The 17,477-nt window shown below is 62.0% G+C and carries 15 protein-coding genes; 4 read left to right on the forward strand and 11 right to left on the reverse strand.

The window, feature by feature from the left end:
• Positions 1-902, reverse strand: a 902-nt coding sequence (locus tag NDI87_RS03780) for a type IIL restriction-modification enzyme MmeI (protein ID WP_366028274.1), incomplete at its 3' end; no start/stop codon positions are given.
• 83 nt (positions 903-985) lie between these two features.
• Here NDI87_RS03780 and NDI87_RS03785 point away from each other — a divergent pair.
• The gene (locus NDI87_RS03785) at positions 986-2,227 is read left to right on the forward strand and encodes an MFS transporter (RefSeq protein WP_296273469.1); all 1,242 of its coding nucleotides are present in this window, start codon (positions 986-988) and stop codon (positions 2,225-2,227) included.
• A gap of 38 nt (positions 2,228-2,265) precedes the next feature.
• Here the strand turns inward: NDI87_RS03785 and NDI87_RS03790 are convergent, their stop codons facing one another.
• From NDI87_RS03790 to NDI87_RS03820, 7 genes are all read right to left on the reverse strand, one after another.
• Positions 2,266-3,954 carry an isovaleryl-CoA dehydrogenase gene (locus tag NDI87_RS03790; RefSeq protein ID WP_296273470.1) on the reverse strand — a complete coding sequence of 563 codons (1,689 nt, stop codon included), beginning with the start codon at positions 3,952-3,954 and terminating at the stop codon, positions 2,266-2,268.
• A 196-nt stretch (positions 3,955-4,150) separates the two neighbouring features.
• Complete coding sequence (locus tag NDI87_RS03795; protein WP_296273471.1) at positions 4,151-5,776, reverse strand: ABC transporter substrate-binding protein; 1,626 nt, start codon at positions 5,774-5,776, stop codon at positions 4,151-4,153.
• Positions 5,777-5,831: 55 nt separating this feature from the next.
• Positions 5,832-6,845, reverse strand: coding sequence for a peptide ABC transporter ATP-binding protein (locus tag NDI87_RS03800; protein ID WP_296273472.1), 1,014 nt, complete (start codon positions 6,843-6,845; stop codon positions 5,832-5,834).
• Entirely contained in the window at positions 6,842-7,849 is a 1,008-nt protein-coding gene (locus NDI87_RS03805) for an ABC transporter ATP-binding protein (protein ID WP_296273473.1), read from the reverse strand. Before NDI87_RS03805 ends, NDI87_RS03800 begins: the two co-directional genes overlap by 4 nt.
• 141 nt (positions 7,850-7,990) lie before the next feature.
• Positions 7,991-8,887, reverse strand: a complete 897-nt coding sequence (locus NDI87_RS03810) for an ABC transporter permease subunit (RefSeq protein ID WP_296273474.1) — start codon at positions 8,885-8,887, stop codon at positions 7,991-7,993.
• An 11-nt stretch (positions 8,888-8,898) separates the two neighbouring features.
• The gene (locus tag NDI87_RS03815) at positions 8,899-9,903 is read right to left on the reverse strand and encodes an ABC transporter permease subunit (RefSeq protein ID WP_296273475.1); all 1,005 of its coding nucleotides are present in this window, start codon (positions 9,901-9,903) and stop codon (positions 8,899-8,901) included.
• Positions 9,904-9,990: 87 nt separating this feature from the next.
• Positions 9,991-10,443 (reverse strand): SWIB/MDM2 domain-containing protein, encoded by a 453-nt coding sequence (locus tag NDI87_RS03820; RefSeq protein WP_296273476.1) that lies wholly within the window; start codon positions 10,441-10,443, stop codon positions 9,991-9,993.
• 190 nt (positions 10,444-10,633) lie between these two features.
• On the opposite strand from NDI87_RS03820, the gene rraA reads away from it, so the two are divergent.
• A complete protein-coding gene (gene rraA, locus NDI87_RS03825; RefSeq protein WP_296273477.1) occupies positions 10,634-11,155 on the forward strand; it encodes a ribonuclease E activity regulator RraA in 522 nt (173 codons plus the stop codon).
• On the opposite strand, the gene NDI87_RS03830 is transcribed toward rraA, so the two are convergent.
• Positions 11,133-12,080 (reverse strand): EamA family transporter, encoded by a 948-nt coding sequence (locus NDI87_RS03830; RefSeq protein ID WP_296273478.1) that lies wholly within the window; start codon positions 12,078-12,080, stop codon positions 11,133-11,135. The two genes, rraA and NDI87_RS03830, sit on opposite strands and share 23 nt — an antisense overlap.
• 193 nt (positions 12,081-12,273) lie before the next feature.
• Between NDI87_RS03830 and speB the strand changes: the two genes are divergently transcribed.
• Together speB and NDI87_RS03840 are read left to right on the forward strand one after the other, a co-directional pair.
• Positions 12,274-13,191 carry an agmatinase gene (speB, locus tag NDI87_RS03835; RefSeq protein ID WP_296273479.1) on the forward strand — a complete coding sequence of 306 codons (918 nt, stop codon included), beginning with the start codon at positions 12,274-12,276 and terminating at the stop codon, positions 13,189-13,191.
• A 12-nt stretch (positions 13,192-13,203) separates the two neighbouring features.
• Positions 13,204-14,502 carry an FAD-binding oxidoreductase gene (locus NDI87_RS03840; protein ID WP_296273480.1) on the forward strand — a complete coding sequence of 433 codons (1,299 nt, stop codon included), beginning with the start codon at positions 13,204-13,206 and terminating at the stop codon, positions 14,500-14,502.
• Between the two features lie 356 nt (positions 14,503-14,858).
• Here the strand turns inward: NDI87_RS03840 and NDI87_RS03845 are convergent, their stop codons facing one another.
• Positions 14,859-15,866, reverse strand: coding sequence for a bile acid:sodium symporter family protein (locus NDI87_RS03845; RefSeq protein ID WP_296273481.1), 1,008 nt, complete (start codon positions 15,864-15,866; stop codon positions 14,859-14,861).
• Between the two features lie 5 nt (positions 15,867-15,871).
• Positions 15,872-17,461 (reverse strand): gamma-glutamyltransferase family protein, encoded by a 1,590-nt coding sequence (locus tag NDI87_RS03850; protein WP_296273482.1) that lies wholly within the window; start codon positions 17,459-17,461, stop codon positions 15,872-15,874.
• Between the last annotated feature and the right edge of the window lie 16 nt (positions 17,462-17,477).

Here is a 17,477-nt window from a genome sequence, read left to right on the forward strand (position 1 = left end):
GTGGTGAGCAGCAGGCTGTAGCCGTCTGACGCCGGCTCCTTGAACAACTTGCCATTGAAATGCAGCACCGGCGCGGTCAACGCAACGCTGAAACCGCCCTGGTCCATGTCGGCCCACAGACTGCGCAGCATGTGTTGCAAGGTGGTGGCTTGTTCGCGCCAGCTTTGCAGCAGGTTCAGGAAGCTGCCCTTGGGCAAAAGTTCCACGTCTTCGGCAAACATGCTGAACAGGCAGCGCGTCAGGAAGGCGGCCACATGCTCGGCGCGGTGGCCGCTGCTTTCCAGCGATTTGGCGAGTTCGGCCAACTGGTTCGACACTTCGCGGGTAACACGGGCGCTGGCACGGGCGGGGTCGAGGCTGTCGGGCTCAAGCCAGATGCGGCGCAGTATCTCCTGCACCTCGGGCCGGGCCAGGTCGGTCAGTTTGATGCGGTGGCTGCGCGGGTCGGGGAAAGGTGTGTAAGTAGCACCACTGCGGCTGAATTCCGCGTACAGCTCTATGACGTTGCCCACGTCCAACACGACCACAAAGGGCGGGCGACCGTCGGCTGCAGGCACGGTGCGGGCATAGGACTCAGCCTGGGCACGGGCGATCAACATCGCTCCGTCAAAGCGTTTGGCGGTCGCGCCTGGCTTGAGTTTTTTGGCTTCCAACACAAAGTGTCCACGGCGGTAACAGTCTATGCGCCCGGCACTATTTGAACCATCTCCATGGCTGAAGGTGATGGGGCGCTCGAACATGTAATCCAGTGTGTGCGTGGGCCGCGGCAGGTTCAGCAGGTCGCAGAGCTCGTTGACAAAGCTCTGCGTTATGGAGATTTCAGAGGCAGTGACCTTGCTCCAGGCCGCAATGAAAGCCTGGACGGCGTCCTCGTCCACGGTTTTGATGATTGTGTTTCCCATGGGGATGATGATAGCGGTGCGCTTGATCAGCATGAATGACCGTTAGCCAAGCGCAAAAATAAGCTGCAAGCTAACATTCGGGCATGACCGCAGCAACCCAAACTCTTCCTCTTTCCGTTCCACTCAAACAAGACGCCACCATCATCGGCCTGGTGGGCCTGGCGCACGCGTCTTCGCACTTCGGCCATTTGCTGCTGCCCCCTTTGTTCCCGGTGTTCATGGCTGAATTCGGCCTGAGTTTTTCGCAACTCGGCGCGCTCATGAGCGTGTTTTTTGTGGTGTCGGGGATTGGTCAGGCATCGGCTGGTTTTGTGGTGGACAAGGTCGGCGCCCGGCCCATGCTGTTTGCCGCTTTGGCCTTGTTTGCGCTGGCCGCGCTGCTGGCCTCCACGGTGACGGGCTACAGCGGGCTGCTCATGGTGGCGGCGCTGGCGGGTCTGGCCAATGCCACCTTTCACCCGGTGGACTTCACCATTTTGAACCAGCGTGTCTCGACGCCGCGCCTGGGCCATGCCTTCAGCGCCCATGGCCTGACCGGCAATCTGGGCTGGGCGGCGGCGCCGGTGTTTTTTGCCACTTTTACCGCCTTGAGCAACTGGCGCACGGCTTATGTGGTGGCGGCGCTGCTTTATGTGGGCGTGCTGGCGCTGATGTGGCTGCAGCGTGACAAGCTCAAGACACAGGCTGTGGTGCACCATGAAGACACGCCGGCCGAGCACAGCATGGCGTTCATGAAGCTGCCGGTGGTGTGGTGGTGTTTTGCCTTCTTTTTGCTCTCGACCATGACGCTGTCGGTGGTGCAGAATTATTCTGCGTCCATTCTCAAAGCCATGCACGGCATCAGTTTTGAAGCGGCCACCCTGACGCTGACCGCCTACATGCTGTGTGGCGCTTTGGGCATGTTTGTCGGCGGATTTGTGGCTGCCAGGTCGCGCCACAGTGACCGGGTGGTGGCGCTGTCGATGTCAGTTGCCGCAGTGTTGCTGGCGCTGTGCGGCACCGGTTTTTTTGGCGCCACGCTGACCATGGTGGTGCTGGCCGCCACCGGTTTTGCGGTCGGCATCGGCGGGCCGTCGCGCGACATGATGATCAAGAAAGCCACGCCCAAAGGCGCCACCGGGCGGGTCTATGGCCTGGTTTATTCGGGGCTGGACACCGGCTTTGCCATCTCGCCCTTGATTTTTGGTGCCTTCATGGACCGTGGCTGGTACGGCGCCACGCTGCTGGGCGCGGCAGCTGTCTTGCTGTTGAGCGTGGTGGCGGCACTGGGCGTGGGACGGCGCATAGGCACGACAGGCTTATTAAAACCGGCCGCAGTCGCCTGAATTGTCCAGGCCGACTGGGCGCACCCGCGACGGGCGCTTCAGGCCAACGCGCTTCTGGGCGTGGCGCGCGCGATGATGGCGCCGACATCGACGCCACGCGGCAGGCTGCCATAGTTGTGCTGGCCGACCTGCCCCAGGCGCGACTGGCAGAAGGCATCGCTCACAAAAGCAGGGGCGTGGCGCACCAGCAGCGAGGCCTGCAGCGCCAGTGCCATGCGGTCGACCACGTCACGCGCGCGGTACTCAAAATCGCGCAAGTCTTTCAGATCGGCTGCCAGCGCGGCAATATGCTGGTCCAGCAAGGCTTGCGCACCGCGCGCCTGGGTCACTTCGGCAAAAAAAGCCGCCACCACGGCCGGTGTTTTTGACAGCGCGCGCAGCACGTCCAGGCACTGCACGTTGCCGCTGCCCTCCCAGATGGCGTTCACGGGTGCTTCGCGGTACAGGCGCGGCATCATGCTGTCTTCCATCACACCGCTGCCGCCAATGCACTCCATCGCTTCATAGGCATGGTTCGGTGTGCGTTTGCAGACCCAGTATTTGCCGACCGCCGTGACCAGGCGCACCAGCAGGTCTTCGTGCTCAATCGCACGCTGGTCCATGGCGCGCGCCATGCGCAGCGTCAAAGTGGTGGCGGCTTCGCTCTCCAGCGCCAGGTCAGCCAGCACGTTTTGCATCAGCGGCTGCTGGTTCAGCACCTTGCCAAAGGCCGAGCGCAATGAGCAATGGTGCAGCGCCTGCGAGGCTGCCATGCGCATGCCTGCGCTGGACCCGATCATGCAGTCAAAGCGCGTCATGCTGACCATTTCGATGATGTTGCGCACGCCGCGACCCTCTTCGCCGACCATCCAGGCCAGCGCGCCGCGCAGTTCGGTTTCACAGGAGGCGTTGGACGCGTTGCCCATTTTCTTTTTGAGGCGCAGCACCTGCATCGGGTTTTTGCTGCCGTCCGGGCGCCAGCGCGGCAGCAAGAAGCACGACAGGCCAGCGGGCGCTTGCGCCAGCACCAGGAACGCGTCGCACATCGGGGCCGAGACAAAATACTTGTGCCCCACCAGCTCGTACGCCTGGCCTGGCCCGCCACGGCCCAGCGGGTAGGCGCGCGTGCTGTTGCTGCGCACATCCGAGCCGCCCTGTTTTTCGGTCATCGCCATGCCGATGGTCACGCCCTGTTTCTGTTCCACCGGCACGTTGCGCGGGTCATAAATGCGGGCCGTGACCTTGGGCTCCCAGACGCTTGCCAGGTCGCTCTGCAGGCGCAGCGCGGGTACGGCAGCGAAGGTCATGGTGATCGGGCAGCCATGGCCCGCCTCGACCTGGTCATGCAGAAAGCTCTTGGCAGCGCGCGCCACATGGGCACCGGGGCCGGGTGCGCTCCACGGCGAGGCATGTAGCCCGTGTTCGATCGAGGTTTTCATCAACTGGTGATAAGCCGGGTGAAATTTCACCAGGTCGATGCGCCTGCCAAAGCGGTCGTGCGTATCGAGCTCGGGCTGGAACTTGTTGGCCAGGTGGCCCAGCTCCAGGTAGTCGGCCGAGCCTGTCATCCGGCCAAACGCGCTGAGCTCGGCGTCGGCCCAGGGCGCGCCCTCGCGTTGCACGGCCTCGCGCAGCGCGGCGTCTTGGGTGTACATGTTGTAGTCGCACAGCTCGGTTGACAGATTGGTCAATTCATGCGTGTCAGCCAGGTAGAGCGCATTGGGTGCGGGGTTCAAACGGTGATTCATGGAGTGTCTCCAGTTCGCCGGGTGTTTGTTGACAAGAAATGGTGCTGTGCCCCGGACCTTTGGCGGTCAGCTAATAACAGTCTAAACCGGTTGCTGCATGTGCTGAATTTGACGCGCGTTGGTTGTCCCAGGTTGTCACGCCACGCGCCACAAAAAAAGCCAGCTTGCGCTGGCTTTTGGGGACAAGTTGAGTTGACTACTTGGCCATGTCCACACCGTAGAAGCTGTGACGGCCAAACGGGCTCAGCTTGAAGCCGATGACTTCCTTGCGCACCGGCTTGATCTGCACCGCGTGGGCAATGGTGAACCAGGGTGCTTGCTGTTTGAAGATCACCTGGGCTTGTTCATAGAGCTTGGCACGCTCGGCCGGGTTGGATACCACCTTGGCTTTTTGCACCAGGTCTTCAAACGGCTGGTAGCAGAACTTGGCCACATTGGAGCCGTTGTTCTTGGCTGCGCTGCAACCCAGCAAGGTGTTGAGGAAGTTGTCCGGGTCGCCGTTGTCACCGGTCCAGCCCAGCATGCCCATCTGGTGCTCACCGGCCTGCATGCGCTTGCGGTACTCGCCCCATTCAAAGCTCTTGATTTCGGCCTTGATGCCGACCTTGGCCAGGTCGGCCTGCATCAGCTCGGCAATGCGCTTGGCGTTGGGGTTGTACGGGCGCTGCACCGGCATGGCCCACAGGTCGGTGGCAAAGCCGTCTTTCAGACCCGCTGCAGCCAACAATTTCTTGGCTTCTTCGGGGTTGAAGGCGTCGTCCTTGATGGCCTTGTTGTAAGACCACTGGGTCGGCGGGATCGGGTTGGTGGCGGGCACGCCAGTGCCCAGATAAACCGCATCGACAATGGCCTTCTTGTTGATGGCCATGTTGACCGCCTTGCGCACCCGCACATCGTCGAACGGTTTTTTGGTGGTGTTGTAGGCCAGATAGCCCACATTCAAACCGGGTTGCTCCAACACCACCACATTGGGGTCTTTGCGGATGGCGGGCAGGTCAGCCGGGTTGGGGTAGGGCATGACATGGCATTCGCCTTTTTGCAGCTTGGCCCAGCGCACCGACGCATCGGGCGTGATCGAGAAAATCAGGTCGTCGATCTTGGCCTTGCCAGCCCAGTACTGGGGAAACGCCTTGTAGCGGATGATGGCGTCTTTCTGGTACTGCACCAGCATGAAGGGGCCGGTACCGACGGGCTCCTGGTCCAGCTTTTCAGGTGTGCCCGCCTTGAGCATGGCAATGGCGTATTCCTTGGACTGGACGCCGGCATATTGCATGGCCAGGTTCGACAGGAACGGGGCTTCAGGGGCGTTTAGCACAATCTTGACGGTGTACTCGTCGACCTTGTCGACCGACTTGAGCAGCTTGGGCATACCCATGTCGCCAAAGTAGGCGTGGTTGGAACTGGTGACCTTGAAGTAGGGGTCGTTCTCTTTCCACTGGCGCTCGAACATGAACAGGATGTCGTCGGCGTTCATGTCGCGCGAGGGCTTGAAGTTTTTGTTGGATTGCCATTTCACGCCTTTGCGCAGGTGAAAGGTGTACTCCAGGCCATCTTTGGACACTTCCCACTTTTCCGCCAGGCCCGGCACGACCTTGGTGCCGCCGCGCTCGAAATCGACCAGGTTGTCGTAAATCTGCTCGCTGGCATCAAAGGAGGTGCCAGTGGTGTTGACGCTGGGGGCAAAGTTTTCCGGGCTGCCCTCGGAACAGTACACCAGCGTTTTGGCACCGACCTGGCCCACGGCCAACAGGGCGGGAAGCGCCAGGGCGCACAGCGCGGTGCGCTTGAGCGCAAATTTGCGGCTTGATTTCAAAACAGTCATCTTGTGGACTCCTACAGGTTGAAGCTGCGCTGCAGCGGGTTGGTTAAAGAAAAGCCTAAGCGGGCTCGATGAATTGTTCGGCCAGATGACAAGCCACCTGCCTGCCCGAGAGTTCGCGCAACAGGGGCCGTTCGCGGTGGCATTGTGCGACAGCATGCGGACAGCGGGTGGAAAACACGCAGCCAGGGGGCGGGTTCAGCGGGGAGGGCAGTTCACCCGTGAGAACGATGCGTTTTTTGGCGGCACCGGTGCCGACGATGCCGGGTGTGGAGGCCAGCAGGGCTTGTGTGTAGGGGTGCAGCGGTTGCGCAAAAATGGTTTTCTTTTCGCCCTGCTCGACCGCATGGCCGAGGTACATCACCAGCACATCATGGGCAATGTGGCGCACCACGCCGAGGTCGTGCGAAATGAACAAATAAGCCAGTCCCAGCTCCTGTTGCAGGTCGGCCAGCAAATTGAGCACCTGGGCTTGAATCGACACGTCGAGCGCCGACACCGGTTCGTCGGCAACGATCAGGGCCGGCTTGAGCATCAGCGCGCGCGCAATCGCGATGCGCTGGCGCTGGCCACCCGAAAACATGTGCGGGTAGCGGTCGTAGTGCTCGGGGCGCAAACCCACCAGCGCCAGCATGGCACGGGCTTGCTCAGTGCGTGATTTGGCATCCAGCCCGGTGTTGATTTCAAGCGGCGATTCAAGAATGGTGCCTATTTTTTTGCGTGGGTTGAGCGAGCCAAAAGGGTTTTGAAACACCAGTTGTACCGTGCGGCGCAAGGCATGGCGCTGCTGCGGGCTGGCTTTGACCACATCGACACCGCCCAGCGACAGCTCGCCTGACGTTGGCACCTCAATCAGTGACACCATGCGTGCCAGAGTCGATTTGCCGCAGCCGGACTCACCCACCACCGCCAGCGTTTTGCCCGGCTGCACGGTGAACGAGACACCGCTGACGGCTTGCAGGTGGTCGGCGGGGTGAAGGAAGCCACGGCTGATCTTGTAGATCTGTTTCAGGTCGCGCGCCACCACCACGGGCTCGGCGACTGGCATGGCGTTTTGAATGGCCTGGTTCATAGGGCGGTCCCTTGCAGCGGAGCCGACAAAGAGGCATCAGACAGGGGTTCCAAAGGGTAATGGCAGCGTACCCAGCCGCTTTGCCATTCGCGCAGGGCGGGACGCTCGGCGCGGCAATGGTTGTTGGCATAGAGGCAGCGCGGTGCAAACAGGCAGCCACTGGGGCGGTCATACAGGCCGGGCACCATGCCGGGGATGGTGGCCAGGCGGCTGGCGCCGTCACTGCGTTCGGGCATGGCCGCCAGCAGGGCCTCGGTGTAGGGGTGCTGTGGCGACTCGAAAATATCATGCGCGCTGCGCGATTCCATGATCTGTCCGGCGTACATCACCGCCACGCGCTGCGCCATCTCCGACACCACGCCCATGTTGTGCGTGATCAGCACCAGCGCCATATTGCGTTCTTTTTGCAGGGTGCGCAGCAGGTCCAGAATCTGCGCCTGGATGGTGACGTCGAGTGCCGTGGTGGGCTCGTCGGCAATCAGCAGCTTGGGGTTGCACGAGATGGCCATGGCAATCATCACGCGCTGATTCATGCCGCCCGACATCTGGTGCGGGAACACGTTCAAGCGGCTCTCGGGCGCCGGAATACCCACTTGCTCCAGCAATTCGATGGAGCGCTTGCGTGCCGCCTTGCCGTCCAGACCCAGATGCAGCTTGAGCGTTTCTGCGAGCTGGAAACCCACGGTGAAGCAGGGGTTCAGGCTGGTGGTCGGATCCTGGAAGATCATGGCCACGTCTTTGCCGGTGAGCTTGGCGCGTTCACTGCCCGAGAGCTGGAGCAAATCATGGCCGTCAAAGCGCAGCTTGTCGGCGGTGACCACGCCGGGGAAAGACACCAGGCCCATCAGCGCCATCATGGTGACGCTTTTGCCCGAGCCGGATTCACCCACGATACCCAGCACATCGCCCGCCTCGAGCGACAGGGAGACGCCATCCACCGCGTGCATCACTGCGGTCTTGGTCGGAAACTTGACCGAGAGATTCTCAATTTCAAGGAGCGCCATAAATCGTCTTTGTTACGTGACACAACGCCGTCATTGCGAGCGAAGCGTGGCAATCCACGAACCCCTGGACTGCCGCGTCGCGTCGCTCCTCGCAGTGACGGTGTTTTTTCATATTTCGGTGTGGCTTGGCGACCATGAACATCAGCGTTTGAGCTTGGGGTCAAACGCGTCGCGCAGGCCGTCACCCAGCAGGTTGAAGGCCAGCACGGTGATCAAAATGGCCAGGCCGGGAAAGGTCACGACCCACCAGGCGCGCAGCACAAACTCGCGCGCGTCGGCCAGCATGGTGCCCCACTCAGGGGACGGTGGTTGCGCCCCCAGGCCCAGAAAACCCAGCGCGGCTGCGTCCAGAATGGCCGAGGAAATGCCCAGCGATGCCTGCACGATGAGCGGCGCGGTGCAGTTGGGTAAGACCTCGTTGAACATCAGGCGCAAGTGGCCGGCTCCGTTCATGCGCGCCGCCGTCACGTAGTCGCGCGACATCTCGGTGATGACGGCGGCCCGCGTGATGCGCACGTAATGCGGCAACACCACCACGGCCACGGCCAGCATGGCGTTCATGAGTCCGGGACCCAAAATAGCCACGATCACGATCGCCAGCAGCAGGCTGGGCAGGGTCAGGATGATGTCCATCAGGCGCATCACCGCCACCTCAAAAATGCCACGGAAATAACCGGCGGTGAGGCCCAGCACGGTGCCCAGCACCACCGACAGCGCCACCACCGCCAGGCCAATGGCCAGGGAGAGGCGGGCACCGTGAATCAGCCGCGACAAAATGTCGCGGCCAATGGCATCGGTACCGAGCCAGTGGGCGCTGGAACCGCCGGTCTGCCAGGCCGGCGGTGTCAGGAAGACGCTGGGGTCGGTGTCGTTGGGGGCGTAGGGTGCAATCCAGGGCGCAAAGGCCGCCATCAAGAGCACCAGCAGCACAATGATCAGGCCCGCTACTGCGCCCTTGTTGGTGCTGAAATAATCCCAAAACTCGCGCAGGCGGTGCGGCGGCTCAATCAGGGCAGGGGTGTCGGCTAGCGTGCTCATGGTGGGGGTCTTCAATGCCGGATGCGTGGGTTGATGATGCCGTAGGTCACATCCACCAGCAGGTTAACGATCATGACCATGCCGCCCAGCAGCAACATGCCGCCCTGCAGCACGGGGTAGTCACGCCGGCCGATGGCTTCGATCATCCATTTGCCTACGCCGGGCCAGGAAAAAATGGTCTCGGTCAGGATCGCGCCGGTGAACAGCACGCCGACCTGCAAACCGATCACCGTGATCACCGGGATCAGCGCATTGCGCAGCGCATGTAATGAGACCACCCGGAAGTTAGACAGGCCCTTGGCGCGGGCGGTGCGAATGTAGTCTTCGCCCAGCACCTCGAGCATGGCCGAGCGCGTCATGCGGGCGATCACGGCCAGCGGGTTGGTGCCGAGCACGATGGTGGGCAGGATCAGGTGCGTGGCTGCCGACCAGAACGCGTCCATGTCACCGGCCAGCCAGGTGTCGATCAGCAGGAAGCCGGTGACCGGTTCGATGTAATACATCACCGAGATGCGCCCGGACACCGGGGTCAGGTCGAGCTGTACCGAAAACAGCAGGATCAGCAGCAGGCCCCACCAGAAAATCGGCATGGAGTAGCCGGTGAGCGAGACGCCCATGACGCCGTGGTCCAGAATGGTGTTGCGCTTCACAGCGGCCAGAATGCCCGCCGGGATGCCGATGATCAGGGCGAAAAAAATGGCGCACAGCGCCAGTTCGATGGTGGCCGGAAACAGCGCCATGAATTCATTGAGCACGGGTTCATGGGTGATGATGGACTTGCCAAGGTCGCCTTGCAGCACACGGCCAATGTAGATGCCGTATTGCACCAGCACCGGGCGGTCAAGGCCGTAGGCCTTGAGCAGCTCGGCGTGGCGTTGCGGGTCAATGCCGCGCTCGCCGGCCAGTGTTTCGATGGGGTCACCCGGCACCATGCGGATCAGAAAGAACGCGACCAGCGTCATGCCGATGAAGGTGGGGATGATCAGGCTGAATCGGGTCAGGAAAAAACGAAGCATCGGTAAACGATTGGTGTTGTTGGGCAGAATGATGCCACAAACAAAAGGCCGACTTGCGTCGGCCTGAGAAACTTTGGTTTGGCAGTTTTATTTCAAATGTTTGCCAATCAAGCCAGCCATCTCGAACATGGTGACTTGCGCCTTGCCAAAAACTTCCTTGAGCTTGGCATCAGCGTTGATCAGGCGTTTGTTGATTGCGTCCTGCAGCTTGTTGGCCTTGATGTAGACCCACAGTTGCTTGACCACTTCAGTGCGCGGCAGGGCTTTTGAACCCACGACGGCAGCCAGTGCGGCACTGGGTGTCATGGCTTTCATGAAAGCGGCATTGACGGTGCGTTTGGCAGCGGGCGCTTTTTTGGCGGCAACCTTTTTGGCGGGGGCGGCTTTCTTGGCTGGAGCAGCTTTTTTAGCAGGCGCCGCAGCTTTTGCAGCGACTTTTTTAGCGGGTGCCGCAGCTTTTGCTGGGGCTGCTTTTTTAGCAGGAGCGGCTTTGGTGACGGGAGCAGCTTTTTTAGCCGGTGCTTTTTTTGCAGTTGCCATAAGAAAGTCCTTTTCGTAGTTGATCAAACACCAGCAAAAAAAAGATCGGCTGGTTGGGGCGAATCCTACTGGAGAAAGCAGCGCCTTCATAGGGGGAAGACGCAAATTCTTCGGGGAAAAAGTTATTTATGTTGGGTTTTTTGCAGATTTACAATTTTCAGCGCCAATTAACCAAGCCGGGACGAATTTCATGACCCCAACTTTTGCCACCTGTGATTTGTGCGACGCCCACAAAAATGCGGCCCCGGAGCACTTTCGGACGCTGCCGCCGGTGTTCAAAGACTTTGGCGCACGCCGGTTTTTTTGCGGTCCGGTGATCACCGTCAAATGCTTCGAGGACAACACGCTGGTCAAGGCGGCGGTCGAGTCATGCGGTTTTGAAGAGACTGCTGCCGGGCGCATTGGCAAGGTGCTGGTGGTGGATGGTGCCGGCTCGCTGCGCCGCGCCCTGCTGGGCGGCAATCTGGGTGCGGCGGCCGCCAGAAACGGCTGGGCCGGGCTGGTGATTGATGGCTGCGTGCGCGACGTGGCCGAACTGGCGGTGCTGGACGTGGGCATCCGTGCGCTGGCCAGCATGCCCATGCCGACCGACAGAAAGAACCAGGGCCTGAAAGACCTGGCCGTGCAAATTCAGGGCGTCTGGGTTCATCCTGGTGACTGGCTCTATGCCGACGCCGACGGCATGGTGGTCAGTGCGGCGCGGCTGTCCTGACCCGTTCGGGCAAGGTGGCCAGCAGCACGCCGCCAAGGCACAGGGCAAATGCCAACAGCTGCAGGCCCGTGAGCCTTTCACCCAAAAAGAGCACGCCCACCAGCGCCGCAGAAATGGGCAGCATGACGGTGAACACGCCGGCGCGGGCTGCCGGGATGGTTTTGAGCCCGGTCATCCACAGCCAGACGGTCCAGACGCTGGCGGCCAGCGCATAAAACACCAGCAGCAGCCACATCGCCGACGGTACGGACCGGAAGTCGAAACCCCAGGCGGCATACACACCCAACGGGGTCATCATGGCAAAGCCCCACAGGTTGATCAGCGCGGTGATGCGCTTGGGTGACAGGGTGCCGGTGAGTTTTTTGCCAATCACCGCGTAGGCGGCTTCACACAGCACGGCGGCGAATACCAGCAGGTTGCCCCACAGAGCGTTTTGAGGGTCAGCGCGGTCCGCTGTCGACAGCGCCGGTTTGGCAATGGTAAACAAGCCGATACCGATCACGGCCAGCGCAATGGCCGCCCACACCCGCCGGCCGATGCGTTCACGCAGAATCAGCCAGCTCAACAGCGCCACCGCCGTCGGAATGGTGGCCATGATGATGCCTGCCGACACAGCGGTGGTCAGGCTGACGCCGAACAGCATGCAAATGGTGAACATGAAATTGCCCAGGAACGACTCCAGAAACAGCAGTCCTTTGGTGTGGCGGCTCATGGCTGGCTCATGGGCCGGCTTGATCAGCCAGTGCGGCATGGCCAGCGCGCCAATGCCAAAGCGCAGCCAGCCCAGCAAAAAGATGGGCATCACCGCCACCAGCGGCTTGCTCAGGGCCACATAGCTGCCGACCAGCGACATGCTGGCGGCCAGCAACAGGTAGGCGAGCCAGCGGGGTGCGGCGTGGGACGAATCTTGGATGGGTGGTGTCACGTTTGAAAATGGAACGATGAAAAAAAGGCATCCATGAGGCCCGATGCTGTGAGGCACAGACGCATTGCGAGTCAGTGGATTGACCGATGGTATGTGAATTGGCACCTTGAACGCGCCTTAACTCCTGATAATTTACGGTGCCGATGCTTGCCTGCCCAACCAGTCAGCAAGCACTTATTTCAAGGATATTTTCATGTCAATTGGTGAATTTGCCTATGCCAACCACAGCAACCGGTTTCTGGCGGCCCCCGAACTGGCGCAGCAGCCCTTTGCCGTGCTCGGCATACCTTTTGACGGCGCGGTGACGAACCGGCCCGGTGCGCGCTTTGGCCCGCAGGCCATTCGCAGCGCCAGCCTGATGCTGTGTGACGGCCTGCACCCGCATTTCGAGGTGACTCCGCTGGGGCACCTGGGCGACGGCCATGACATGCGCCTGCCCAACGCCTCGCCGCTGGCCGAGGTGCGCGCGCTGATCCAGGCCCAGGCCAGCGCGCTGATGGCGCGTCACCACTGCGTTTTTTTGGGCGGCGACCATTCCGTTACCTTGCCCCTGTTGCGCGCCGCCCGGCAACAGCATGGGCCGCTGGCGTTGGTCCATTTTGATGCCCATTGCGACACCTGGAGCGACCATTTTGGCGAGCCCTCGGGCCACGGCACCTGGACTTATGAAGCCATCCAGCAGGGCCTGGTGAGCCCGCAGCACACGGTGCAAATCGGTCTGCGCTCCAGTGGTGCACGGGCGGCGCGCAACCATGTGCAGGACCGGGGCGGCCTGATCTTTACCGGGCGCCAGTTGCGCGGCCTCGACGGTGCGGGGCTGCAACCGGTGATTGGGCAAATCCTGGCACGCCTGGGGGACCGCCCGTGTTACCTGACGCTCGACATCGACTGCCTCGACCCCGCCTTTGCGCCCGGCACCGGCACGCCCGAGCCCGGTGGCCTGAGCAGCTCGCAGGTGTTGACCCTGCTGGAAGAACTCAGCGCGCTCAATATGGTTGGCATGGACTGCGTCGAGGTGGCGCCCGCCTATGACCATGCCGAACTCACCAGCGCCGCAGCCGCCACCTTGGTCTGGACCTATTTGTGCGGTCAGATCGCCAAACTTGGCTGAAAGCCCTGTTGCATGCTGCTCGACTCCGACACCCAGCTTAACCAGCACAGTTATTACGAGGCCAGCGTGCAGCGGGAGGCTGTCGCGCCACCGTTGCAAGGCCACATCAATGCCGACGTGCTGGTGGTCGGTGCCGGTTTTGCCGGTTTGTCGGCAGCCATCGAACTGGCGCAGCGCGGCTACCAGGTGGTGGTGCTGGAAGCTGACCGGGTGTGTGCCGGGGCGTCGGGGCGCAATGGCGGCCAGGCCCTGGCCGGTTTTGCCAGCGGCCAGGCGCCTTTTGAGCAACAACTCGGTCCCGCGCAGGCCAGGCAGGCCTGGGACCTGTCGCTGGCCTCGCTCGACCTGATCGACCAGCGTATCGCCGACTTCCAGATCGACTGCGACCGCCAGCACGGCTACCTGCATGTGGCCGACTCGCCCCGCAAGGCGCGTGCCCTGGCCGCCGAGATGCAGGCCATGGCGCATTACGGCCTGGTGACCGAATTTGCCATGGGCACGCAGGTGCAGCGTCACATTGCCAGCCCGCTGTACCAGGCATGCGCCTTTGATCGCAAGTCGGGCCACCTGCATCCGCTCAAATACGGCCTGGGGCTGGCACGCGCCGCCAAAAGCCTGGGTGTGCAGATTTATGAGTATTCGGCGGTCACCGGACTCACGCGTGGCAAGAAATTAACGGCCCGCACCGCGCAGGGATCGGTCACCGCGCCCTTTGGCGTGCTGGCCGGCAACTGCATGCTGGCCGAATACGGCCCCAAGGTGGCGCCCGACATCGCGCCGCGCATCATGCCGGTGGGCACCTACATGATCGGCACCGCGCCACTGGCACCCGGGTTGTGCCAGCGCCTGATCCCCAGCAACGCGGCGGTCTGCGACAACAATTTCATCCTGGATTACTTTCGCTTCAGCGCCGACCACCGCATGCTGTTTGGTGGCCGCGTTAGCTACACCACCCGTACCCCAGCGAACCTGCAAGCCGTGATGGCAACGCGCATGGCCAGGGTGTTTCCCGAACTGGGCAACACGCCGGTCGAGTTTTTATGGGGTGGCTTTGTCGACATCAGCATGAACCGCGCGCCCGACTTTGGGCGTTTGGGAAACAAGCTGTATTACCTGCAGGGTTTCAGCGGCCATGGTGTGGCGCTCACCGGCCTGGCCGGGCAACTGGTGGCCCAGGCGGTGGCGGGGCAAGCCGAGCGCTTCGATGTGTTTGCCAATTTGCAGCACCGCCGTTTTCCGGGCGGGCCGCTGCTGCGCATGCCCAGTCTGGTGCTGGGCACGCTGTACCACCGGCTGCGCGACGCGTTGTGAGCAGGATCACACGATCCAGACCTTGGTAGCAGAGCCAGCGCGCGATTAGAAATTTGTATCGACCGGTTGAATTCAAGAGCGTCATTCATCACACCAGGCTACTGAGTGCATCCAGCGGGCTAGTGTAGTGTTTGACTCTTGAAGGAACTTCAGTAACCATCCTCCGGCTTTGCCGGAGGATGGTTACTAGGTCAGGCGATGTCGCACTGGCGACGGCAGACAAATCGAATTTTGCGGCAAAGCCTGCCAGTTCAATTGCGGCAGTTTCATCATTCATCATAGCCAGCAGAACTAGGCGGCTAGGCCACACCATTGGCACACCCACCTGAGACTGGCTGCCCTGGAGCTTGATGAATTCACCCTCTCAGTGTCCTGGTATCGCGCGGTTCTCGATCCATGTGGGATGCCCGATCTGCCCAGCGTTGCGCCAGCACACCGCAAATGGCCAACTGCAGCGGGTGGTAAATCATGATGGGGATCAGGATCAGGCCGAGCGCCGGGTTGGCACCAAAAATCAGATGCGCCATGGGTACGCCCGATGCCAGCGTCTTCTTGGAGCCGCACAGCACTGCGGCAATGCGGTCTTCCTCTGGCAGTTTCATCAGGCGTGCTGCCAGCCCGGTGAGCTTGAGCATGATGAAGAACAACACCATGGTGAAGAACACGGTCTGCAGCACCACCACATAACCGTACTGGCTCCAGATGCCTTGCTGCACCGAGTCGGCAAACGAGGTGTAGACCAGCATCAGGATGGTGAGCCGGTCCACGATCTGGATGCGCGCCTTGTGCCGTGCCGCCCAGCGGCTCAGCAGCGGCCGCATGGCCTGGCCTGCCACCAGCGGCAACACCACCCACAGCAGCAGATTGACCACCACCGGCCCGACGTCAAACGCGGCCCCTTCGCGGCCCATGGCCCAGGCCATCCACAGCGGGGTCAGCACCACACCAATCAGCGACGACAGCGTGGCGTTGAACAAGGCTACCGGCACATTGCCGCGCGCCGCCACGGTGAGTGCCACCGACGACGACACGGTGGAGGGCAGGGCACACAGGTAAAAGAAGCCGAGCTGCAAGTCGGGCGACATCCAGCTGTTGCTGAGTCTGAGGAAACCCAGGCCGAGCAGCGGAAACACCAGAAACGTGCTGGTCTGCACCAGCAGGTGCACACGCCAGCGCGTCACGCCCTGGCGCAAGGACGCCATGGACAGCCCTAGCCCGTTGAGAAAAAACACCAGCGCAATGCCTACCTTGTTGAGCACGTCCGGATGCAAGAAGCCCCCCTGCGCGCCGGGCTCGGGCCAGACAAAGGCCAGCGCCACCGCCAGCAACATGCCCTTCATAAACCAGTCGAATTTGAACTTCATACGGATTACCAGGCCGCCACGCAACCGTCGCTGCGCGGGTCTTCGCCGCCCTCGATCCAGCCGCCGGGGTGCAGCACCAGCGCACCGGCGTGGCCCATGCGTTCGTCAAAGTCAGCCACTACTTCCACCGGATGGCCCAGGTCGCGCAGGGCCTCAATGGTGGCCGCAGAAAAGCGGCTTTCCAGCTTCAGGCTGGTGCTTTGCTCGGCCCAGGTGCGCCCCAGCAACCAGCGCGGTGCAGCAATCGCGCTGCGCACATGGTGGCCACCCCATACATAGCGCGCAAAGACCGCGGCCTGGGTTTGGGGTTGCCCTTCGCCCCCCATGGTGCCGTAGACCAGCAGGCGCCCATCGTCCATTTGCGCCATGGCGGGGTTGAGGGTGTGAAACGGTTTGCGGCCCGGCTCCAGACTGCGCAACTGCTTGGGACGCAGGTCAAACGAGCAGCCCCGGTTTTGCCACCAGAAGCCACTCTGTGGCAGCACCACGCCGCTGCCAAATTCAAAGTAAATGCTCTGGATCATGCTGACCGCGCGCCCCGCGTCATCCACCACTCCCATCCAGGTGGTGTCGCCGTCGCTGTTTGGTGCCGGCCACGGGCTGGCGCGGTCCAGCGGCACTGCAGCGGCCATGCCATCGAGGCGGCTGGCGGTGAGCAGTGCTTGTGCCTCGGTGGGCATATGGGCCGGGTCGGTGACAAAGCGGTCGCGGTGGATAAAGGCTTGCTTGGTCGACTCCACCAGCGCGTGAATGCCTGCCACGTTGTCCGGGCTCCAGCCCGGTTGGTGGATGCGGTCGTAGGTGCCCAGAATCATCAGCGAGGCCAGGCCCTGCGTGGGCGGCGCCATGTTGTAGAGCGTGGCGCAGGAGATTTTGAGCTGCAACGGCGCCTTGATAGTCGCCTGGTGCGCGGCCAGATCTTGTGCCGTGACGGGGCTGCCCACGGCGACCAGGTCCTTGCCGATTTGCTGCGCCAGGTCGCCACGGTAAAAGTCATCGGCACCGGCGCGGGCAATTTGCTCCAGCGTGGCGGCCAGCTCGGGGAAGGCGTGGCGCTGACCATACAGCGGCACCTGGCCGTCTTTTAAAAACGTCTTGGCAAAGTTTGGCTGGTAAATCAACTCGGCCAGCTTGTTGCGCGTGTTCGCTTCCTGGCTGTGGGTCACGGCAAAACCATGCTTGGCGTAGTGGATGGCGCTCTCCAGCAGGCGTGCAAACGGCAGCTTGCCACCCCACACCTCGCAACTGTGCGCATAAGCCGTACCCCAGCCCGATACCGTGCCGGCCACGGTATTGGCGGCCAGCGGTCCGCGCCAGGGAATGCTGTCCAGCCCTTTATAGAGCTCGCGGTTCACCGCGGCACCCGCAGCACCGCAGGCATCGATCGACAGCATCGCCGAGCCGGGCTGGTGCAGCAGCCAGAAGCCGTCGCCACCAATGCCGGTCATGTGCGGATAAACCACCGCCAGCGTGGAGGCCACGGCAATCGTGGCCTCAATCGCGTTGCCGCCTTCGCGCAGGATGTCCAGGCCGGCCTGTGCAGCCAGCGAATGCGGCGCCACCACGGCGCCGCGCAGTCCAAGAATCGGGTTCATGAGAGATGTCTCCAGT

Origin of the sequence: Rhodoferax sp. (genome assembly GCF_023701345.1) — a bacterium.
Lineage (GTDB): Bacteria > Pseudomonadota > Gammaproteobacteria > Burkholderiales > Burkholderiaceae_C > Rhodoferax.